The sequence below is a fragment of the Shimia sp. W99 genome (assembly GCF_053851455.3).
This window is the reverse complement of sequence record NZ_JBSQBU020000001.1, coordinates 237,127-258,744: the sequence shown is the minus strand read 5'-3', so window position 1 is coordinate 258,744 and position 21,618 is coordinate 237,127. Positions and strand designations below refer to the sequence as shown.

19 protein-coding genes are annotated in these 21,618 nt (G+C 59.8%); 4 read left to right on the top strand and 15 right to left on the bottom strand.

The window, feature by feature from the left end; all coding sequences use genetic code 11:
* Positions 1-2: 2 nt before the first annotated feature.
* Entirely contained in the window at positions 3-1,124 is a 1,122-nt protein-coding gene (gene ribB, locus ACS3QZ_RS01195; protein ID WP_456036191.1) for a 3,4-dihydroxy-2-butanone-4-phosphate synthase, read from the bottom strand.
* Positions 1,125-1,344: 220 nt separating this feature from the next.
* Here ribB and ACS3QZ_RS01190 point away from each other — a divergent pair, with 220 nt between their 5' ends.
* On the top strand, positions 1,345-2,397 hold the full coding sequence (locus tag ACS3QZ_RS01190; RefSeq protein ID WP_456036190.1) for a proline racemase family protein: 1,053 nt from the start codon (positions 1,345-1,347) through the stop codon (positions 2,395-2,397).
* A 118-nt stretch (positions 2,398-2,515) separates the two neighbouring features.
* Here the strand turns inward: ACS3QZ_RS01190 and ACS3QZ_RS01185 are convergent, their stop codons facing one another.
* Positions 2,516-3,106, bottom strand: a complete 591-nt coding sequence (locus tag ACS3QZ_RS01185; protein ID WP_456036189.1) for a riboflavin synthase — start codon at positions 3,104-3,106, stop codon at positions 2,516-2,518.
* A gap of 146 nt (positions 3,107-3,252) precedes the next feature.
* Here ACS3QZ_RS01185 and ACS3QZ_RS01180 point away from each other — a divergent pair, with 146 nt between their 5' ends.
* The 3 genes from ACS3QZ_RS01180 to ACS3QZ_RS01170 all read left to right on the top strand — a co-directional run bounded on the left by ACS3QZ_RS01180 (position 3,253) and on the right by ACS3QZ_RS01170 (position 7,786).
* The gene (locus ACS3QZ_RS01180) at positions 3,253-4,545 is read left to right on the top strand and encodes a capsule polysaccharide biogenesis protein (protein ID WP_456036188.1); all 1,293 of its coding nucleotides are present in this window, start codon (positions 3,253-3,255) and stop codon (positions 4,543-4,545) included.
* Positions 4,546-4,641: 96 nt separating this feature from the next.
* The gene (locus ACS3QZ_RS01175) at positions 4,642-5,790 is read left to right on the top strand and encodes a polysaccharide biosynthesis/export family protein (protein WP_456036187.1); all 1,149 of its coding nucleotides are present in this window, start codon (positions 4,642-4,644) and stop codon (positions 5,788-5,790) included.
* Between the two features lie 10 nt (positions 5,791-5,800).
* The gene (locus ACS3QZ_RS01170; protein ID WP_456036186.1) at positions 5,801-7,786 is read left to right on the top strand and encodes a capsule polysaccharide biogenesis protein; all 1,986 of its coding nucleotides are present in this window, start codon (positions 5,801-5,803) and stop codon (positions 7,784-7,786) included.
* Here ACS3QZ_RS01170 and ribD read toward each other — a convergent pair.
* The 13 genes from ribD to ACS3QZ_RS01105 form a co-directional block, all read right to left on the bottom strand.
* A complete protein-coding gene (ribD, locus tag ACS3QZ_RS01165; RefSeq protein WP_456036184.1) occupies positions 7,783-8,862 on the bottom strand; it encodes a bifunctional diaminohydroxyphosphoribosylaminopyrimidine deaminase/5-amino-6-(5-phosphoribosylamino)uracil reductase RibD in 1,080 nt (359 codons plus the stop codon). The two genes, ACS3QZ_RS01170 and ribD, sit on opposite strands and share 4 nt — an antisense overlap.
* Before the next feature lie 20 nt (positions 8,863-8,882).
* A complete protein-coding gene (gene nrdR / locus ACS3QZ_RS01160; protein ID WP_456036183.1) occupies positions 8,883-9,350 on the bottom strand; it encodes a transcriptional regulator NrdR in 468 nt (155 codons plus the stop codon).
* A gap of 215 nt (positions 9,351-9,565) precedes the next feature.
* Complete coding sequence (locus ACS3QZ_RS01155; protein ID WP_456036182.1) at positions 9,566-9,973, bottom strand: secondary thiamine-phosphate synthase enzyme YjbQ; 408 nt, start codon at positions 9,971-9,973, stop codon at positions 9,566-9,568.
* Between the two features lie 38 nt (positions 9,974-10,011).
* Positions 10,012-10,416 (bottom strand): hypothetical protein, encoded by a 405-nt coding sequence (locus ACS3QZ_RS01150; RefSeq protein ID WP_456036181.1) that lies wholly within the window; start codon positions 10,414-10,416, stop codon positions 10,012-10,014.
* Positions 10,417-10,465: 49 nt separating this feature from the next.
* Entirely contained in the window at positions 10,466-10,900 is a 435-nt protein-coding gene (locus ACS3QZ_RS01145; protein WP_456036180.1) for a hypothetical protein, read from the bottom strand.
* Positions 10,901-11,019: 119 nt separating this feature from the next.
* On the bottom strand, positions 11,020-12,996 hold the full coding sequence (rpoD, locus tag ACS3QZ_RS01140; protein WP_456036179.1) for an RNA polymerase sigma factor RpoD: 1,977 nt from the start codon (positions 12,994-12,996) through the stop codon (positions 11,020-11,022).
* 119 nt (positions 12,997-13,115) lie between these two features.
* Positions 13,116-15,062 (bottom strand): DNA primase, encoded by a 1,947-nt coding sequence (gene dnaG, locus ACS3QZ_RS01135; protein ID WP_456036178.1) that lies wholly within the window; start codon positions 15,060-15,062, stop codon positions 13,116-13,118.
* 43 nt (positions 15,063-15,105) lie between these two features.
* A complete protein-coding gene (locus tag ACS3QZ_RS01130) occupies positions 15,106-15,411 on the bottom strand; it encodes a hypothetical protein (RefSeq protein WP_456036177.1) in 306 nt (101 codons plus the stop codon).
* A 40-nt stretch (positions 15,412-15,451) separates the two neighbouring features.
* Positions 15,452-16,003, bottom strand: a complete 552-nt coding sequence (locus ACS3QZ_RS01125; RefSeq protein ID WP_456036176.1) for a sarcosine oxidase subunit gamma — start codon at positions 16,001-16,003, stop codon at positions 15,452-15,454.
* Positions 15,996-18,926 carry a sarcosine oxidase subunit alpha family protein gene (locus tag ACS3QZ_RS01120; RefSeq protein WP_456036175.1) on the bottom strand — a complete coding sequence of 977 codons (2,931 nt, stop codon included), beginning with the start codon at positions 18,924-18,926 and terminating at the stop codon, positions 15,996-15,998. The genes ACS3QZ_RS01125 and ACS3QZ_RS01120 overlap by 8 nt, the downstream gene beginning before the upstream one ends.
* Positions 18,923-19,195 carry a sarcosine oxidase subunit delta gene (locus ACS3QZ_RS01115; protein WP_093093225.1) on the bottom strand — a complete coding sequence of 91 codons (273 nt, stop codon included), beginning with the start codon at positions 19,193-19,195 and terminating at the stop codon, positions 18,923-18,925. Before ACS3QZ_RS01115 ends, ACS3QZ_RS01120 begins: the two co-directional genes overlap by 4 nt.
* Before the next feature lie 58 nt (positions 19,196-19,253).
* Complete coding sequence (locus ACS3QZ_RS01110) at positions 19,254-20,510, bottom strand: sarcosine oxidase subunit beta family protein (protein WP_093093227.1); 1,257 nt, start codon at positions 20,508-20,510, stop codon at positions 19,254-19,256.
* A 136-nt stretch (positions 20,511-20,646) separates the two neighbouring features.
* Positions 20,647-21,609 (bottom strand): hypothetical protein, encoded by a 963-nt coding sequence (locus tag ACS3QZ_RS01105; protein WP_456036174.1) that lies wholly within the window; start codon positions 21,607-21,609, stop codon positions 20,647-20,649.
* Positions 21,610-21,618: the final 9 nt, after the last annotated feature.

Here is a 21,618-nt window from a genome sequence, read left to right as displayed (position 1 = left end):
TCTTACCCTTTCGTCAGAATCGGGCGCGTGCCCACGATGCTCAGACCATAGGCGTCCAACCCAAGGTACTTGGTCTGGGGCGAATCCGTCAGCAACACCAATGCGCTCAGCCCCATGTTCGACAACATCTGCGCACCAAGCCCGGTGTGCTTGATGGTGCGCGGCCCTTCGTCCTCATCAGCATAAAGGCTATGCCGCGGTTCCCGGAACAGGCACACAACCCCGCGCCCCTCTTCCGCGATCAAGCGCATGGCCGAAGGCAGTTCATTGACCGATTTCGGACCCAGCCCCAACACGTCGCTCGCCTCGTGCAGCGCATGGGTCCGCACCAGAACCGGCTCGGGCGTGGTGACGTCCCCTTTGCTCAACACGACATGTTCGACGCCGTGGATCTGGTCGGTAAAGATCCGCATTTCCCAGTCGCCGCCATATTCCGACGTGACCGTCGTGCGCGAGGTTTCGACCACCAGGTTATCATTGCGCGACCGGTATGCGATCAGGTCGCTGATCGTCCCGATCCTGAGCCCGTGTTTCTGCGCAATCTCCACCAGCTCCGGCAGACGCGCCATGGTGCCGTCTTCGTTCATGATTTCGCAGATCACGGCACTCGGATGCAGCCCGGCAAGGCGCGAGATATCTACCGATGCCTCGGTATGCCCGGCCCGCACCAATACCCCACCCCGCTTGGCGCGCAGCGGGAAAACATGGCCCGGCGTGGCAAGTGACGCCATGGTGTTCTGTTCGTTGATCGCCGTGGCAATGGTCAGCGCCCGGTCGCCGGCTGAGATGCCTGTCGATACGCCCTCGCGCGCCTCGATCGACACCGTAAAGGCGGTTTCATGACGCGACGAATTGTTCACCGCCATCATCGGCAGCCCCAAACGGTCGATCCGCTCCGCCGTCATCGGCAGACAGATCAGGCCGCGCCCATGGGTGGCCATGAAATTGACAGCCGCCGCATCGGCAAACTCTGCGGGAATGATGAAGTCACCCTCGTTCTCGCGATCTTCGTGATCCACAAGAATATACATGCGCCCGTTGCGCGCATCCTCGATGATTTCCTCGATCGGGCTGATCGCATCGCGCAGGCTCTGCTCGACGGGGCCCGGCTTTTCAAAGGACATATGTGTTCTCCGGCCAGTATTGAGGCCCAGATATCCCAAGCCCCGCGCGATTGCCAGTCCCGGCACGGCCAAAGCGCGGCGAAACGCGACGGAACACCTGACTTTCTTTTTCGGGAAATACCCCGGGGGTGAAGATTGAAAATCCCTGATTTTCAAACGAGGGGGCTGGCCCCCTCCCTGCTCCCCGCCCTAAGCTTCCCCCACGTTGTCGGAGGTTCCCATGCGCACGACCCGTCTTCTCACCACCGTCGAAGCCCACGCCGAAGGCGAACCGGGACGTGTGATCACCGGTGGCCTGCCACATCTTCCGGGGCAAACCGTATTCGACAAGATGCGCCAAATGCAGGCCCACCATGACGATATTCGCCAGCTGATGCTGCGCGAACCACGCGGCCATCCGGCCCTCTGCTGCAATGCGCTGGTCCCGCCCAGTCACCCGGATGCGGACATGGGGTTCATCATCATGGAGCAAAGCGAATACCCGCCAATGTCCGGCTCGAACACGATTTGCGTGGTCACGGTGCTGCTGGAAACCGGCATCCTACCCATGGTCGAGCCGGTCACCGATCTGACTCTCGAAGCCCCTGCCGGTCTTATCAAGGTTCGCGCCAGCTGCGCGCATGGCAAAGTCACGTCCGTCACTTTTCGAAATGTGCCCGCCTTTGCGGTCCATCTCGATGCACGCATCGACGTGCCGGGGATCGGCCCGGTGACGGTCGACATCGCGTGGGGCGGGATGTTCTTCGTTCTGGCCGAGGCGGCCCCGCTCGGCATCGCGCTGGACGGCGACAATGGCGCCGAAATCCTGCGCGTCTCCGAAGCCATCCGCCACGCTGCCGCCGAGCAACTCCCCGTCGCCCACCCCGACAACCCGGCCATCACCGGCCCGACCATCACAAACCTCTGGGGGCCACCCACCGATCCCGTCACCCACGGGCGCGGCGCCATCACCCTGTCCACGGGGCCTTTCGACCCTGCCAGCCCGCACACCGCCTCCGGCATCCTCGACCGGTCTCCCTGTGGCACAGGGACCTGTGCGAAAATGGCTGTGCTGCACGCCCGGGGCGCACTTGGTGTCGGTCAGGATTATGTCAATGCGGGGCCGCTGGGCACCACCTTCACCGGGCGCATCGTCGAGGAAACCACTGTCGGCCCCTATAAGGCCATCGTACCCACCCTCTCGGGACAGGGCTGGATTTATGGCACGTCCGGTTTCATGCTCGATCCAACCGATCCGTTTCCCAAAGGGTACACAATTGGCGACATGTGGTGAGGTGACACATCCGCGCCGCACGCGTTAACGTTCGGTTCGCGCCCGAACCCGTGACCGACGCAATACCGACACGATACCGACGCAATACCGACGTGCCGTTCGGGGGCCTCAGGTCGTGTTAACCATTCATCTCCGCGAGCCGGGCCACGTATCGCGCCAGGGTGTCGATCTCGAGATTGACCCGATCCCCAACCCGCGCGTCACCCCAGGTCGTCATTTCCTTGCTGTGCGGGATGATGTTCACGCCAAAGTCGCACCCATCCACTTCGTTCACCGTCAGGGACGTGCCGTTGAGCGCGACGGACCCCTTGGGTGCAATGAACTTCGCCAGCGCTTTAGGCGCGCGGAAGGTGAAACGCGTGCTGTCGCCTTCATCCGTCATGGCAACAATCTCGGCCACGCCGTCCACATGGCCCGAGACAATATGCCCGCCCAGTTCATCTCCGACCTTCAGCGCGCGCTCAAGATTGACACGCTTGCCCACAACCCAGCCACCGAGATTGGTCTTCGAGACGGTTTCCGCACTGATTTCAACATCATACCAGTCATCGCCCAGCGCGATCACGGTCAGGCAAACGCCGTCACTGGCAATAGATGCCCCAAGGTCTATGCCCCCCGTATCATAGCGTGTCGCAATCCGCGCTCGCAGGTCGCCGCGCTTTTCCAAGTCGCGGATTTCTCCGATATCCGTGATAATCCCAGTGAACACAGGCCCATCCCCTCGTTTGATTGCCCAAGACCTATCCCTGTCGGCGCGCCCTGACAACCCGCCACGCGCTGGCATAATCTCCCCTTATTTCTGCCTCAACTTACCGCTAAGGTCCTGTCAAATACTCATGGACTATACAGGCAACCATGACGCATTCGAGTGGAGACAACCGGGTATTTCTGTTCCTGCAAGGGCCGCACGGGCCCTATTTTGCGGGGCTCGCCCGCATGCTGAAACGCTCTGGCGCCGCGGTCTGGCGGGTTGGCTTCAACGCCGGAGACCGTGCGTTCTGGCGCGACCGCAGCAGCTATATTGCCTTCACCGAGACACAAGAAAACTGGCCATCAACTTGCGAGTCCATCCTTGCAGACAAGGGCGTGACCGACATCGTTCTTTATGGTGACACACGTCCGATCCACGCACAGGCTGTCGCTATAGCAAAGGCCGCCGGTATCACCGTGCATGTCTTTGAAGAGGGGTATTTGCGCCCCTATTGGGTGACATATGAGCGTGGCGGTTCGAACGGCAACTCCCGGCTGATGCGGATGACGATCCCGCAGATGGAACAGGCGCTCGAAGGGTCCGACATGGAAGCGCCCCTGCCCCCCGGACACTGGGGCGACATGCGCCAGCATGTTTTTTACGGCGCGCTCTATCACTGGTTCGTCATGTTCGCGAACCGCACCTACCGCAATTTCCGCCCGCACCGCGCGCTTTCGGTAACGCGTGAGTTCCAGCTGTATCTGCGCCGCCTCATCTTGATGCCTGCTCAAGGGATCGAGCGCCGTTTGGCCACGATGCGCATCCGCTATGGTGGGTTCCCGTATCACCTCGCACTTTTGCAACTCGAACATGACAGCAGCTTCCAGATGCATTCGCCGTTTGCCTCCATGACGGATTTTCTTGCGCTGGTCATCGAGCAATTTGCGGCCGGGGCCCCGCGACACCACCACCTTGTCTTCAAAGCGCATCCGCTGGAGGACGGTCGCGTCCCCTTGCGTCACGAGATCGCCCGACTTGCTCGCGCGCATGGCATCAAAGGGCGGGTCCACTACGTCCGTGGCGGAAAACTGGCGCAACTTCTGAACGATGCCCGCACCGCCGTGACCGTGAACTCCACCGCGGCACAACAGGTTTTGTGGCGGGGTATTCCCATCAAGGTGTTCGGCAACGCAGTTTATAACCAGCCCGAATTCGTCAGCACCCAGCCTCTCAACGACTTCTTTTCCGGGGCCAGCCGACCAGACAACACCGCCTACAAAACATATCGACGGTACCTGTTCGAAACCAGCCAGGTACCCGGTGGGTTCTACTCTGCTCGCGGACGCCGACAGCTGCTTCGGCAGGTGGTCGACATGATGCTTTCGCCGCATGATCCTTATGACGCGCTGGAAACCGGAACAGCGGCTCCGAGGCAACAGTTGCGTCTGGTGAAGTAGGATACACAAGGTCTAGCGCTGGATTTTTGGTTCCGATTCCGGTAACTTGTCGGGAAAACCTGAGGCAGAATAATAACAGGTCGAGGAGACCGAGCAGTGAAACCCTTAGAAACCCGATGGGCGAAGTGCGCCGCCATCGTGGCCTTGGTGGCCATGGTGTCTTCCTGCACTCTTGTTCCGCGTTCTGGTCCGAACAAGCGTGAAATCTATGCTGGATCCGTGCAGCAAGAAGGCGACGCCTTTGTCGTTGCCGTCAATGACCGTGTCACGCGCGCAACCGCCGTTGTGCCGGCCTTGGGCTTCAGCCCGGAATTCCAGCGCGCCGGACAATTGGGCTCCGATACTATTCGCCCCGGGGACATCCTGTCGCTGACCATCTGGGAAAACGTCGACAAGCCGCTTCTCGGCCCCGAGGGACAGGTCGCCGCGATTCTGGAAGAAGTGCAGGTTGACGGCGCCGGGTTTATCTTCGTGCCCTATGCAGGGCGCATCCGAGCTGCCGGGAACACGCCCGAGAGCATTCGCAATATCATCTCCTCCAAACTGGAAGAGCAGACTCCTGATCCGCAGGTCGAGGTGCGCCGGGTCGCGGGCGACGGATCGACGGTTTCCCTTGTCGGCGCTGTTGGCGCGCAGGGTGTCTACCCGATCGAGCGCCCCACCCGCACGCTTTCCACCATGCTGGCCAATGCCGGGGGTGTGACCATCGTGCCCGAGATCGCGCAGATCACGGTTTTGCGTGGCAAGACAACCGGTAAAATCTGGTTTCAGGACCTTTACGATCACCCCGAATTGGACATAGCACTTCGCGGCGGAGACCGCATTCTGGTCGAAGAAGATACGCGCGCCTTCACCGCTCTGGGCGCCACGGGGACACAAAGCCGCGTGAACTTCACGACCAAGGACCTCTCGGCCATCGAAGCGATTGCCCAGGTCGGCGGGCTTTTGACTACCAGCAGCGATCCAACCGGTGTTTTTGTGTTCCGGAACGAGGCTGAACCAATTGCCAACCAGGTTCTGGGCCGCTCCGACCTTAGCGGCGCGCAGCGGATGGTTTATGTTCTGGACCTTACAAAACCAAACGGCATGTTCGTTGCCCGCGACTTCGTGGTGCGCGATGGTGACACGCTTTATGTCACCGAAGCGCCGATCACGACGTGGAACAAAACCATCGCCGCAATCACGGGTACTCTGACATCGGCAGACTCGCTGCTTAGCCTGGGTGCCATCGGTGGCGGAACCTGATCTAGACCAAATGCAAACAGCCGCCGGGGATCGTGCCCCCGAGCGGCTGTTCGCATTCAACGGCGGATTTTATACCCAACGCCGCCTTCGCCGAATATTAACACTTTGCGGGTACAAACTGAGCCTGGGACGCCCGACAAGCGAGGATCAGATTGCCGTCTGGGGTCAAAGCCCAACGTCGGGGCGCGGTCATGCAATGGCCCGCAAGACCGGTGCTGAGCTGCTGTTTGTCGAGGATGCTTTCATGCGTTCCGTGCATCCGGGAAGAGTGTCCAAAGAGCCGCCGCTGGGCTTGTTCATCGACCGCAAGTCCCCGCATTTCGACCCGGGCACGCCAAGCGATCTCGAGGCTTTGCTTGCAACCCACCCTTTGGACGACAGCGCGCTTTTGAACCGGGCGCGCGCGGCCATCGCCCGCATCCGGGAAAGTCACCTGACCAAGTATTCCGGGGTCGATCCGACCCTGCCCGCACCCGATCCGGGCTATGTCCTCGTGATCGACCAAACCCGCGGTGACGCCTCGGTAACGGCCAGCCAGGCCGATGATGCGCGTTTTCGCGAGATGCTGGTCATGGCGCAGGAAGAGCATCCCGGCTGCCCGGTCGTGATCAAGACTCACCCGGAGACAGCACATGGCCATCGCACGGGCTATTTTGGAACCGAAGACATCTCCGAACGGGTCAAACTGTGCACCGCGCCAATCAGCCCATGGGTTCTGTTCGAAGGCGCAGTCGGCGTTTACACGGTTTCTTCGCAAATGGGATTCGAAGCCATTTTCGCAGGCCACAAACCCCGAATTTTCGGTCAACCCTTTTATGCCGGATGGGGTTTGACCGTTGACGAGTTCCCCGTGCCGCGCCGCCAGCGCAAACTGACCCGCGCACAGCTCTTTGCCGCCGCCATGATCCTCTATCCGAAGTGGTATGACCCGTGCCGAGATCGCCTGTGTTCACTTGAGGACGCGATCAACCAACTGGAGGCCCAAACCCGGTGCTGGCGCGAGGATCGCCACGGCTGGAACGCCCATGGCATGCGACTGTGGAAACGCAAAGCGCTTCAGGAGTTTTTTGGAAGCGTCAAACCTGTTGTTTTCGACAAACCCGCCTCGGATCGACCGAACATGGTCTGGGCAAGCAAAACAGGCCCGGAGAGCGCCGTGAATGTCGAAGACGGATTCTTACGGTCGCGCGGGCTTGGCGCAGAACTGGTGCCACCCCTGTCTCTAGTCTGCGATGATTTGGGCATCTACTATGATCCCACTGTGGAAAGCCGGTTGGAACAGTTGATCGCCGCGCGCAGCGAACTGCGCCCCGACCTGCGGCATCGCGCCGAAGACCTCGTCATTGCGCTGCGACGGCTTGGACTCAGCAAATACAATCTGGATGGCGTCCGGTTAGATCTTCCCGAAGGGCACAAGATTCTTGTGCCGGGTCAGGTCGAAGACGACGCCTCCATCCTCACGGGTACAGAGACGATCACCAACAACCGCGCGCTTCTCGAAGCCACGCGCGCTGCGAATCCCGACGCGGTTCTGATCTACAAACCGCACCCGGATGTCGAAGCCGGATTACGCGAGGGGGATGTCCCCGACGCAGGGGAGATCGCCGATTTGGTGTTGCAGCAGGCCGACATGGCCGCCTTACTGGAGCAAGTGGACGAAGTCTGGACCATGACGTCGCTGACCGGTTTTGAAGCCCTGTTGCGTGGGTGCCGGGTGGTGACGTTCGGCGCCCCATTCTATGCCGGGTGGGGGTTGACCGACGACCGGGGCATCGTACCCGCGCGCCGTACGGCCACGCCGGATCTCGCCGGGTTGGTGCACGCCACGCTAATCGACTACCCACGCTACTTCGATCCCAAGAGCGGTCTGCCCTGCCCGGTCGAAACCGTACTTGAGCGTCTCTCAACAGGCGACATTCCGCATCCGGGTTGGATCAACCGCGTGATATCGAAACTTCAGGGACGATTTGCCAGTTATCAATCGCTTTGGCGCTAGACGGTTTCCTGTCGGTGCCAAACCGACATAGTGTCGTTGCCGATGGCCCTTTGGGACACCCTTTCGAACCGGGGCGCGGCCTGCAGGCGCTCTACCCCCATGGCACCAATTGCAGGATAGCCTTCTGCGCCAAGAATTAGCCCGGCCGAGAAAGTTACCAATTCGTCAACCAAATCCGCCGCAAGCAAGGATGCCGCCAACGCCCCGCCCCCCTCGCAAAACACGCGGGTAACTCCCCTGTCACCCAGCGCGGCAAGGACCGACGCAGGCGAAACATGTGCCCCTTCCAAAGCGCATGGCAGTAATTCTGCCCCGAGGTCCCGCCATGTCGCACGCAGTTCGGGGCTCGCATCAGGGCCGTGGGCGATCCACACCGGAATATCTTTGGCCGTACGCGCGAGGTTGCTCATCAACGGAATGTCAAGGCGCCGTGAGACCACGACACGCACCGGTTGGTGCCGCGCCCCCAGATCGCGCACGGTCAACGACGGATCATCCGCGCGCGCAGTGCCACCGCCAACCATGACAGCGTCGTGACGCATGCGCATCGCGTGAACTTGACGGCGCGCTTCGGGTCCGGTGATCCACTGACTTTCGCCTGTGGCCGTCGCGATCCGTCCATCAAGGCTACTGGCCAGCTTGAGTGTCACAAAGGGGCGACCAAGGTCGGTCTTGAGGAAGAAACCCTGCAAGTCGCGTGCGGCCTCGTCTTCCAGCACACCCGTCACGACCTCGATCCCGGCGGCCCGCAGCATCTCCAGCCCTTTGCCTGCGACGCGTGCGTCACTGTCTTTGACGGCGACCACCACACGGGCAATCCCTGCTGCAATCAGCGCGTCCGCACAAGGCGGGGTTTTTCCGTGATGCGCACAGGGTTCCAATGTCACATAGGCCGTGGCGCCCTTGGCACCGGTTCCTGCCTGGGCCAAGGCCTCTGTTTCCGCGTGCGGGCGCCCTCCCGGTTGCGTCCAGCCGCGCCCTACGATGCGTCCTTCATGTACGACAACGCAGCCCACAGCCGGATTGGGCCAACAATGCCCTTGCCCTCGCCGCCCAAGCTGCAGGGCCAGCGCCATATAGCGTGTGTCAGACAGGGTTATTCCTCGGATTGGGTGTCCGGGCGCAACTCGCTCACGAACTTGTCAAAGTCATCTGCGGCCTGGAAGTTTTTGTAAACACTTGCAAACCGGACATAAGCAACAGTGTCGATCCGGGCAAGCGCCTCCATAACGATCTCACCGATGGTTTTGGATTGAATGTCAGTTTCCCCCATGCTTTCCAGCCGCCGAACGATGCCGGATATCATCTGATCAATCCGATCCGGTTCGACCGGGCGCTTCTGCATAGAGATACGAATAGAGCGTTCCAGCTTGTCCCGGTCAAAGTCCTCGCGCCGTCCATTGGACTTGACCACGACCAGATCGCGCAACTGCACCCGTTCATAGGTGGTAAAACGTCCGCCGCATGCCGGACAGAACCGCCGCCGCCGGATCGAAACGTGATCTTCCGCGGGTCGTGAATCCTTGACCTGAGTGTCGATATTTCCGCAAAACGGGCAGCGCATGGGCTTTCCCCCTGTCCGATAGTCTGTGTTTTCCGCCGTGATATGGGGTTTGCCCCCACTTATCCACAGGCACTATAGGACAGCTACAACTCTTTGGGTAGTGGTCAAATGGCACCGCTATATCGGCCACGAACGGTAGAAATCGCCTTGTCAGCTATTCCATTTGGGCCAAGGCGACCTATTTCAATCTCGAAGGCCATCCAAAGCCTCGCAATTCATGCAGACAGATGCGCCGCCACGGTTCGACTGTGCGGCGCATTTCTGTGTTCGAAGAGATAGATCCCTTGCCAAGTGCCCAGCGCCAATCGCCCCTTCGTGACAGGTATGGACAGGGAAACCGGCATCATCGCCGCCTTGATATGGGCGGGCATATCGTCAGGACCTTCATAAGTGTGCGTGAGATACGACATCACCGGGTCCGTACTGGGCGGCACCAACCGGTGGAAGAAGTTGCGCAAATCCGTTTGTACTTCCGGATCCGCGTTTTCCTGGATCAAGAGACTGCACGATGTGTGACGCACAAATAGCGTAAGAAGGCCGGTTCCTTGCACCCAACGCTGCACCTCGCGCGTGAATTCGTAAAGCCCCTGGCCGTGTGTCGATATCTGAAACTGAGTCTGCATTCACAAAAGGTGACGTGCTCAGCTCAGCCCCGCAAGGCTCAGCCGTCGATTTCAAACACGCAATACCCCGTGCCTTGCCCAACTGTCATGTTGTTACCCACATCCGTCAAAGACAGTGTGCGCGGCCCTTTGAGCGATGCTGCAGCCTCCAGCACCGAATTCGATGGTCGGGTAGAAAAGGCGACCCCATCAATACCCGGCGTTGACAGGCTCGGACCGTAGCCGCGCGTGACGTATAAACGTTCTGTTACGCCAACTCCGCGACTGCGCGCGGCCCGAGCCGCGTCACACCAAATACGCGCGGTATCGGTCCCAAGCCGATCAACCACTTCAAACCCTTTGTTGCCTGGCAGGTCGTAAACCGGGTTGAGGAACAACGCTTGGGCGACCGCTGGCGTTGGGAAACAGAAAACAGGCAGCAAAATGAGTGACAGGCGTTTCATGGCTCCTCCGCGTAACATACCAATATTACGCGGTGATAGCGTGTTCGGATCAGTAGGTGACGCCCAAATTGCAGAACCCACGTGCGTGGCCGATGCTGAGGTTGTAGCCAACTCGTTTCACTGAAACCGAGTAATTGCCTCCATCACCGGGGCGACTGGCCTGTGCCAACACTTCCTTCGTTGGATTGATCGTGAAACCGACGCCATAGCGGTTTTTCTGACTGCGCGCCTTTCCAAGCGGGTAGAGAATATACATCCGGTCCGTCGCCCCAGCCCCCAGTCGCACCGCATAATTCCCGGCTTCGCACCAAAAGCGCTGTGGTCCGGTGCTTGGCCCTTCAATGACCTCGAAATTGCCTTTCCCCGGCAGTGGATTGACCTGAAGACGAGCGACCGCGCCAAAACCAATGCCGAACCCCTGCGCAGCTACAGCGCCTGCTGCTACTGAAAAGACAGCGCCAGCAATGATCTGTTTCAAAGCCATCTCGAACCATTCCCCTTTGAATGCCTCAGCATAGGCGCCAAGACGCGCTGCTGTCCAATCAAAGACACCCAACCAAAACATGATCGCAACCGAAAAAGGGGGCCGAAGCCCCCTCCCGATTATTGATCCAGGAAGCTCCTAAGCTTCCGGCTCCGGCTCGGGTGTTTCAGCTTCCTGAGCGCCTTGGCTTCGATCTGGCGAATACGTTCGCGGGTCACGCTGAACTGCTGGCCCACCTCTTCCAGCGTGTGGTCGGTGTTCATACCGATGCCAAAGCGCATCCGCAGAACCCGTTCCTCGCGTGGGGTAAGGCTGGCCAAAACCCGGGTCGTGGTTTCCTTGAGGTTTTCCTGAATGGCGCTGTCGAGTGGCAGTACGGCATTCTTGTCCTCGATGAAATCGCCCAGCTGCGAGTCTTCTTCGTCGCCAATCGGCGTCTCCAGCGAAATCGGCTCCTTGGCGATCTTCATCACCTTGCGAACCTTTTCGAGAGGCATCTGCAGCTTTTCAGCCAGTTCTTCCGGAGTCGGTTCGCGACCGATCTCATGCAGCATCTGGCGCCCGGTCCGGACCAGCTTGTTGATCGTTTCGATCATATGGACCGGGATACGGATAGTGCGGGCCTGGTCGGCGATCGAGCGCGTGATCGCCTGACGGATCCACCAGGTCGCATAGGTCGAGAACTTGTAGCCGCGGCGGTACTCGAACTTGTCCACCGCCTTCATCAGGCCGATGTTACCTTCCTGGATCAGGTCGAGGAATTGCAGGCCGCGGTTGGTGTATTTCTTAGCGATCGAGATCACGAGGCGCAGGTTGGCCTCGACCATTTCCTTCTTGGCCTGACGCGCTTCCTTCTCACCCTTCTGGACCTGCTGCACGATGCGGCGGAATTCCGAGATATCCAGACCGACATACTGGCCAACCTGGGCCATGTCGTTGCGAAGCTCTTCGACCTTTCCAACCGAGCGCTCCATGAACATCTGCCAGCCACGCCCCGGCTTCTGCGCCATATCATCCAGCCAGGTCGGATCGAGTTCGCGCCCACGATAGGCTTCGATGAACTCACGACGATTGATACGCGCCTGATCGGCAAGTTTCACCATGGCCGAGTCAATCTGCATCACCCGGCGGTTGATCCCATAAAGCTGATCAATCAGCGCTTCGATCCGGTTGTTGTGAAGGTGTAGTTCGTTCACCAGTTCGACAATCTCCGAACGCAGCTTCTGATAGGTGTCTTCTTCCTTGGAAGAGAACGAGTCATCCTCGTTCAGCGTTGCCGAAATCCGGGCGTCCTGCATTTCACTCAGAAGGGCAAAGTCGCGCGCAATGGTATCCAAGGTTTCCAGAACACGCGGCTTGAGCGCGGCTTCCATCGCCGCCAGCGACATGTTCGCCTGCTCGTCCTCGTCTTCATCATCTTCTTTGGCAATCGGATTGCCGTCGGCGTCAAGCTCTTGCTGGTCTTCTTTCTTGGGCGCTGTGGCGACGTTGGCGGCCTCGACCACCGGCTCTTCTTCGTCATCACCCATCTGGTTGCCAAAAGTGGTTTCCAGATCAATCACGTCGCGCAGCAGAATATCTTCGCTCAGGAGTTCGTCGCGCCAGATGGTAATCGCCTGGAACGTGAGAGGGCTTTCGCACAGTCCGGCGATCATCGTGTTGCGGCCGGCTTCGATGCGCTTGGCAATCGCGATCTCGCCTTCGCGGCTCAAAAGTTCAACCGAGCCCATTTCGCGCAGGTACATGCGCACCGGATCGTCTGTACGATCAAGCTTTTCGCTGGTCCCCGATGCTAGGGTCACACCACGATTGGCCGACGAGGTATCGACCACGGCGGTGGATTTCTGATCCTCTTCCTCGGCCTCCTCGTCCTCAATGATATTGATGCCCATTTCGGACAGCATCGACATGACGTCTTCGATCTGCTCCGAACTGACCTGATCGGGCGGCAACACCTGGTTGAGCTGATCGTAAGTGATGTATCCCTTTTCCCGAGCCTCGGCGATCATCTTCTTGACGGCGGCCTGGCTCATATCGAGTGAGATCTCGGCGTCCTGATCGGCGGGCTTCTGGTCGTCGTTGTCCTTGGCGGCCATGCGGGTGCTCCTGCAAATTCGGGCTGAGGGTGATTCGCGTAGAACGAATCAATATCGCGATAGGGTGATTCGCAACCCTGTTTACCCGTATTTCTTTACCTGTTCCTCACCAAAACGCGCTAGCCGCGACGCGGCTTGCCCCCTCGGGTGAAATCGATTCTCTCGGTCAGTGCATCCAATGCCGCCCTCTCATCCTTGTCGATGGGCGCTCCATTGGGGCCGACCTCGTATTCGCCGCTATCCTCCTGACGGCTGCGCAGCGCATTGTTGCGGGCTTCAGCAGCCTGCCCCAAGCGCCAAGTCACGGCTTCATCCGCGACCCCGAGCAGGTCTTCTTCGGCCTCGGCGATCTCGGCAAAAAGCCCTCGTTCGGTCTTGAGCTTGGCGAGCTCCTCGCCCAGCGTCATACGTGCGATATCCACGTCGCCGGGATGTCTGACCGCCGGGGTGATGGCGACATAGGGGTGCCGCAGCAGCTTTTCAACAGCCTCGCTCCCCAAAGCGGCCTCAACCGCTGCGCGAGGGTCGGGATTGTTGGCCACGCGCAACAACACGTCCCGGATACGCGCATTTTCTGGATCCAGACACTCCATGGTTTCTATTTCGTATTCGAAATCATCCAGGACTTCGGGGCTCAACAGAGCGACACTCAACACGACTGCTTCACGCAAACGGTGCTCAACCTGACCTTCGCTGGCTGCAAGCAACGACGACTTCGTGTGCATCTGCACTTTGGGTCCTTGCGCCCATTGCCCCCGACGCTGGGGGCTGCCCCCCCTACGCGGTCGGAACAACTCCCAGCGCATATCTTTGATGGCCTGTCCGTAATGGGCCCGGATCGAAGGGTCCTTGATCAGCTTGATCTTTTCGCGCAGTGCCTTGTCCAAAGCGGCCTTGCGCTCGGGACTGTCAAAGACCCTGCCTTCGATCTCGCGCTGCCAAAGCAAGTTGACCATCGGCATGGCCTGATCCAATACCTTCTGGACGGCCCCTGCCCCTTTTGCTTGGATGAGATCGTCGGGATCCTGCCCTTCGGGCATGATGGCAAAGCGGAGGGACTTGCCCGCCTCCAACAATGGTAGCGCGAGATCAATCACCCGCATCGCCGCGCGCAGACCGGCGGTATCGCCATCAAGAGCGATGATCGGTTCGTCGGCAATGCGCCACAAAAGCTGCAACTGGCTTTCCGTGATCGCCGTACCAAGCGGTGCCACCGAGGCCCCGAAGCCCGCCTCGACCAGCGCAATCACATCCATGTAGCCCTCGGCCACGATCAGGGGCTGCCCCTTCCCGGCGGCCTCGCGCGCGGGTCCGTGGTGATAGAGACTGCGCCCCTTGTCGAAAAGGTCAGTTTCGGGAGAGTTCAGGTATTTGGCATTGTCGTCGGGATCCATGGCCCGGCCACCAAAAGCGATGCAGCGCCCCCGGGCATCGCGAATTGGGAACATGATCCGGTTCCGGAACGTGTCATAGGGTTTGCCGCCCCTGTTCGACGGTTTCGCCAGCCCGGCCCCAAGGATCAGGTCGGGCGCCACCCCTTTGCCGGTCAGGTGATCCCACAGCCCCTGCCATCCCTCTGGCGCAAAGCCGATCTCGAACCGACCGCGCGCCGCTTCGTCCAGACCGCGCCGTTCAAGATAGTCGCGCGCCGCCCCACCGGCCCCGGTGTTCAGCATCAGGCGGTAGTGCTGAACCGCCATTTCCATGACCTCGGCAAGCTGGGTGCGCCGATCGGCCTTTTGCTGCGCGCGCGGATCACGCTCGGGCATCTGCATGCCGGCTTCGTCTGCCAGAATGCGGATCGCTTCCATGAATCCGACATTCTCGGTTTCCTGCACAAACTTGATCGCGTCGCCTTTGGCGTGGCAGCCAAAGCAATAGTAATAGCCCTTGCGATCATCCACATGAAAAGAGGCCGTTTTTTCATGATGAAACGGGCATGGCGCCCACATGTCACCCTTGCCCTGATTGGATTTGCGCGCATCCCACATAACCTTTCGCCCCACCACCTGTGTTAGGCTGGTGCGGCTGCGCAGTTCATCAAGGAAGCCGGGAGGCAAACTCATGGCGTTCAATATAGGAAGAGGCCGGGGACAGAGTCCAGCCGCGTCAGTTGTTGATACAGGTATCCAGATACGCCGCACCAGGATCCTGCTTCAGCTGCTTCCGGCTCAGCGAGTTATAGACCCAGTCAACAATGTGCGGAACTGCCGGAAGGTATTTCTCGGCAACGGATTCATCCTCGCCCGAAGTCATGATCGCCACAGCTTTCTTTTCGCTTTTGCGCTCCATGCGCAGTTCGGCAGCACGGGTTACGATTGCCGCCTGAAGTTCGCACTCTGCTTTCTTGCCTGCAAAGGCAGGGGCCGCCGCTGTGGTGGCAGCAACAATGGCAAATGCGGTCAGAAAGCGCATGGCAGAACTCCATTTCTCGGATCAGGTGACGACTTTGATGTCAGGATGCACGCCGCGCTGCAACCCCTATCATCGCAATCTCCAACTCGTGAACCAGCGTTTTGGCCATGGAGCGAAACGCCATGATCTGAAACCGGGCATCGCCGACACGGGTGATGGAGACCATCATGTGCTGCAACTGGCTGCGTGCTGTGTGCCCTTTTTTGAAATGCTCGCGACGCAGGTCCAGTGGAACGAGCCGCGCAAGAACATCCTCAGCCCCTTCCCCTTCGAGCAGGACGACCGCCCAGGCATCGGACTGATCCGTGAGGGCAGCGTGATCTGCCAAAGACAACGCAGGGTCGGGCCCAATCAGCATCACCTGCCTTTGCCCGAACCAGACCGCGCGCGCGCCTTCTTTCCCGGCACTGCGGTTCGGCCTTGGCAAGGCCATCCCGTGTTCAGTTTTCAAAACGTCCGACAATGCCGCTTCCTGCCCACGATATGGGGACAGCGATGTCATCGTTGCGCGCGTAGCTTCACTAAGGGTCAGACCGTCAACTTCCTTGGGCAACAAACCCTCACAGGGCGATTTCGCCAACAGTTCAGCCACGAACACGTCCTCCTTCAGGATCAAAGAACACTGGATCACAAACCTTGCAGCGGGTGGTTACATTCCGAAGATGATCCACCATCATGACCTCCTCACCATGTCGCGCCCGCCCGTTCCGAAGGAAACCCAAACCAAGGAAGCCGTCCAGCGTGGGCGAGAACCCGACCGAAGTGGTGTAGCCTTGCGCGTTTTCGCGCGTCGGGGCGGCGTCCTTCTCAAAGAGATGCGCTCCGGCGGTGATCTGCTTGACCGGACCAATCGGTTCCAGCCCCACCAGTTGTTCCCGCTCGGGTCCATTCAACCCGGGGCGTTCGCTCATAGTCTTGCCGATACAGTCCTTTTTCTGGCTGACCATCCGCTCCATCCCGATATCAAATGCCGTTACCCGCCCATGAATTTCGGCATGTGTAATAAAGCCTTTCTCGATCCGCAGCACGTTAAGTGCTTCCATCCCGTAAAGCCCACCGCCCAGCGCTTCGGCACGCGCGGTCAACAACCGGAACAGGCTGTCGCCAAAGCGGGAGGGCACAGAGATCTCGTAAGCATGTTCACCACTGAACGAAATTCGGAACAGACGGCCTCGCACGCCTTGGATGGTGACGCCCCCACATCCCATGAAAGGCCAAGTGTCGTGGTTGATATCTTCATCCACCAGCGCATCCAGCAATTCGCGCGATTTAGGCCCGGCCACCGCGAACTGCGCCCATTGCTCGGTGATCGAGATCATCGACACATCCAACTCCGGACACAGGCATTGATGCACATATTCAAGGTGGCGCATCACGAGACCGGCGGCAGCTGTGGTGGTGGTCATGACAAAGTGGGTCTCGCCAAGCCGAGCGGTCGTACCGTCATCCATTACGGTGCCGTCCTCGCGGAGCATCAAGCCATAACGCGTCCGCCCGACCTTCAACGTCGAGAACATGTTGGTATAGACAAAATCCAGGAATGCACCCGCGTCCGGGCCCTGAATATCAATCTTGCCAAGCGTCGACACGTCACAAACCCCGACAGCATTGCGCACCATATTGACTTCGCGGTCACAGGATTGTCGCCACGTAGTCTCGCCCGGCGCCGGGAAATAGCTAGGCCGGTACCAAAGCCCCGCCTCGATCATAGGGGCGCCGCGATCTACACTCGCCGCATGGCTGGTCGTGAACCTCTGAGGGGCGAACCCCGCGCCTTGCGCCGCTGCCCCCATGGCTGCGATCGACACGGGCACGAACGGGGGGCGAAACGTGGTCGTTCCGGTTTCGGGAATGCCTCTCCCAGTTGCATCCGCAAGCACAGCCAAAGCGGCCACGTTGGAGTTCTTGCCCTGGTCCGGTGACATGCCCTGCGTCGTATAGCGCTTCATGTGCTCGACGCTTGCGAAGTTTTCCTTCGCCGCCTGCTTGACGTCCTTGACGGTCACATCATTCTGGAAATCGAGCCACGCCCGCCCCTTGCCAGCGACAGCCCAAAGGGGAGACACACGATAGGGCGCGTCCTCGGCTTCGGGGATGTCGATCTTGTCGAACGCAATGCCCAAGGCTTCCAGCGCCACCTGCGCCGCCGCAACCCCCTCCTGCAGGGCGCCATGGGTCGTCAAGGTTCCGCGACAGGCGCCAGCAGTATCAAGCCCAGGAACCATCCCCTCAACTGGCACAAAGGACTGAATCGCTTCGCTCCATTGCGGGCGCCCGTTCATGTGGCAGGTCAAGTGCAGGCTGGGATTCCACCCGCCGGACACGGCAAGGCAATCGGTTTCAACCTTGTCCTCACCGCTCGCCGTTCGGAAAGTCACGCTCTCAAGCCCCCGGCGCCCGGACGTGTTACAGACTTCCGCGCCCCGATAGATCGGATAAGCGTTGTTCTCTGGGACGTCGCGCCGGCTATCGAAAACAGCCGCTATGTGAACGCCTGCATCGACAAGGTCCCGCGCGGTTCGGTGTGCGTCGTCGTTATTGGCGAACAAAGTGATACGTCGACCCGGCGCCACACCATAGCGGTTCAGATACGTGCGCACGGCGCTTGCGGTCATAATGCCGGGCCGGTCGTTGTTGCGAAACGCAATGGGCCGTTCAATGGCCCCGGCGCACAGGATCGCGCGCCTGGCGACGATCCGCCAGAAACACTCCAGCGGTTGCCCGCCGCGATCTGCAAGGTGATGCGCCACCCGCTCAAGCGCGCCATAGGTTCCTTGATCGTAGGCCCCGGTCACGGTCGTTCGGCGCATCAGCCGGACATTGGGCATCGCCTCCAGCGCATCCACGATGCTTTGGGCCCATTCCGCTCCCGGCATGCCGCCCACGGTTTCGACATCCCCGTTCAGACGCCCGCCGAACAGACTATCCTCGTCAGCCAGGATGACGTCCGCCCCAGTCTGTGCCGCCGTCAAGGCCGCCATCAATCCCGCCGGGCCGCCGCCGATCACCAGCAAGTCACAAAACGCAAAGGCTTTTTCATAGGCGTCCGGGTTGTGCTGGTGGCTCAGGGCGCCAAGTCCTGCAGAGCGGCGGATCACCGGCTCGTAGAGTTTTTCCCAGAAGGCACGCGGCCACATGAAAGTCTTGTAATAGAACCCCGCGCCCAGAAAAGGAGCGGCAAGGTCGTTCACGGATAGAAGATCCACCGTCAGGCTGGGCCAGCAGTTTTGCGGACGCGCCTCGAGCCCTTCGTAAATTTCCTGCACCGTTGCCCGCACATTCGGATCTTGCGCCGCTCCCGATCCGATGGTCACAAGCGCATTGGCCTCCTCGCTCCCCGCGCCCATCACGCCGCGCGGGCGGTGATACTTGAACGAACGCGCAACGACACGGATGTCATTGGCCAACAGCGCCGAGGCCAGCGTGTCGCCGGCAAACCCCTGATAGGTATGGCCATCAAAACGGAACGACACCCGCGCTTGACGATCGACCAGCCCTTTGCCCGCAATCCTCATCCCACGCTCCCTTTGACATCCGAGGCCAGAGCCGTTTCCAAAACCTCATGCGTCATCGTATTGCGGGTCACGACGATCCAAGCGCCGCAGCCCCCCTCATGTTGCCAAAGATCGCGGGTCACACCCGCCGGATTGTCTCGGTTGTGCAGGTAGTCATCCCACACAGCGTCACCAGCCTCGGGGTCAGGTCGCCGCAAGGCCACCGCATCCCCCATGTAATAGAACTCGCGCCGATCCCGCTCGCCGCACACAGGACAGGTCAGCCGCATGGCACCGCTCCCGCAACTTTATTTTGCCAAAAAAGCTCAAAAACCGACATCTTGCCCCTCAATGCAGATTGTGCTGAGAGCCGGTGCCCTCTTCGTCCATGATGCCGATCCCGGTGCGGAACCGGTCGAGCCGGTACTTTGCCGCCACTTCGTGCGGACGATCCGTTGCCATCAGATGCGCCATGCACCATCCCGAGGCAGGCACCGCCTTGAACCCGCCATAGTTCCAGCCGCAGTCGATATAGAGACCATCGATCCCTTCCATCTTGTCGATAATCGGAGATCCATCGGGTGTCATATCCATAATCCCGCCCCACGACCGAAGTACCTTCGCCTTACCGATCATCGGCATCAGCGTCATACCGGCCTCCATGACATGCTCTTTCATTGGGAGGTTGCCGCGTTGCGCATAGGACGCATAGAAATCGAGATCCCCTCCAAACACCAAACCGCCTTTGTCCGACTGGCTGATATAGAAGTGTCCCATGCCAAAACTGATCACATGGTCGATGACCGGTTTGAGCCCCTCGGTCACAAATGCCTGCAGGATGTGGCTCTCGATCGGCAGGCGCCGCCCGGCCATTGCCGCCACCTGCCCAGAACGCCCGGCGACAATGATCCCGACCTTCTTTGCCCGGATTGCACCTCTGGTGGTTTGCACTCCTTTCACGACACCGTTCTCGATGTCGATCCCCGTGACTTCACAATTCTGGACAAGGTCAACGCCACGGTCCGATGCACCCCGCGCATAGCCCCAGGCCACTGCGTCATGGCGCGCGGTGCCTCCACGGGGATGGTACAAGCCGCCATAGATCGGGAAACGGGTCTGCTCGAAATCCAGGTAAGGGAGGTGTTTGCGCACGCCATCTCGATCCAGCAGGATCGCATCATCCCCCTGGTTGACCATCATGTTACCCCGGCGCGCAAAAGCATCCCTTTGCCCGTCGCTGTGGAAAAGGTTGATCAGCCCGCGCTGGGAATGCATTACGTTGTAGTTCAGATCCTCTTCGAGACCTTCCCAGAGCTTGAGAGAGTGCGAGTAGAACTCGGAGTTTCCCTGCAGGAAATAGTTGGCGCGCACAATCGTTGTGTTTCGCCCGACGTTTCCGCCGCCAAGGTAACCTTTCTCCAAAACGGCGATGTTCGTCATTCCGTGGTTCTTTGCCAGGTAATAGGCGGTCGAAAGGCCATGTCCGCCACCGCCAATAATCACCATATCGTACTCGGGCTTGGGCTGGGCATCCCGCCAATGCGCCGACCAGCCCCTGTTGCCAGTCAACCCTTCCTTGATGACCTTCCAGCCTGAAAAGCGCATCCCTGTCCCCCGGGTGTTTGGATAACCTTACCCGTCATGAGTACAAACTGAGCTTCAAAAGACCAGAACGGAATCGACAGAAACGTGTCAATGGGCGACCACCGTCTGGAAATCGCCCCGCAAAGCGGTTCTCAGTTCAGAACATGAAGCGAAAGCTCAGACCAAGGATTGGTGCCACAACAAAGGACTGGGAGCTGACAAGAGTACCGGCGGTGTTTTCCAGTTTCAGTCTCCCATCGAGCTCTGCCCCTGCAAAAGCGCTGATCGAAGCTCCGGGATTGGGGGTATATACCAGCGACAGCACGACAGGCACGCTGGTGTCCTCGCCAACACCGCCAGGCGCCAGACCGGCATTATCCAGCCTGAACCGGCTTTTTTCCGAGCGCGCGATAAATGAAATTCTGGTGCGATCGGTAGCTTGATGACTGAGTGTGACCCCCGGACCTTGGCTCGCCCCCAGACCGGTACCGGTGCTCAGGTTCCATCGGGGCGCCATATCCCAACTGACCAGAAGGGCCGGAAAAAGATCCAGATCGTTACTGCCCAGTTGCGAGAAGGCGCCGAACGCCGGCCCGATCTCGAGTGTGTCTGAGATCTCCCAACTCACACCGGCAAAAACTCCATAGGTCACGCCGTCCGATGCGCTCGCATCGTTCTCGTAGTCCCAGCGTACAGAGGGAGAGATCAGCACCTTGGCGTGCTCACCTACCCCGAAACGAATGGGCGCCGAGAGGCGAATATCCCGCACATCTCCCCAAAGTGCTGAACCGATCGAGTTGAAGTCGTAGGAAAACCGGCCAAAGCTCGCAAGGACACCAAAGCTTGCCCCTTCGGGCGAGCGGTAAAGCGCGCCAACGCGCAAAAACTGGCGATCTACCGAAAAAGCCCCGCCGCCGCTCAGGTCTGTTTCGGACTGATAGACGGCAAGCCCATCGACGATCGCCGCCCACCCCGTCGTCTGTTGTGCCTCTGCTGCATTTGAAACGCCGAGCGCTGCTACTACCGTAGCCTTGAAAATCTCGCGTCTTTTCATTTTGCCCAATAGATCCTTCACCACATGAATGATTGCGTCCTGCTCATTCTTACGAAGGCCGATCAAACCTAGATG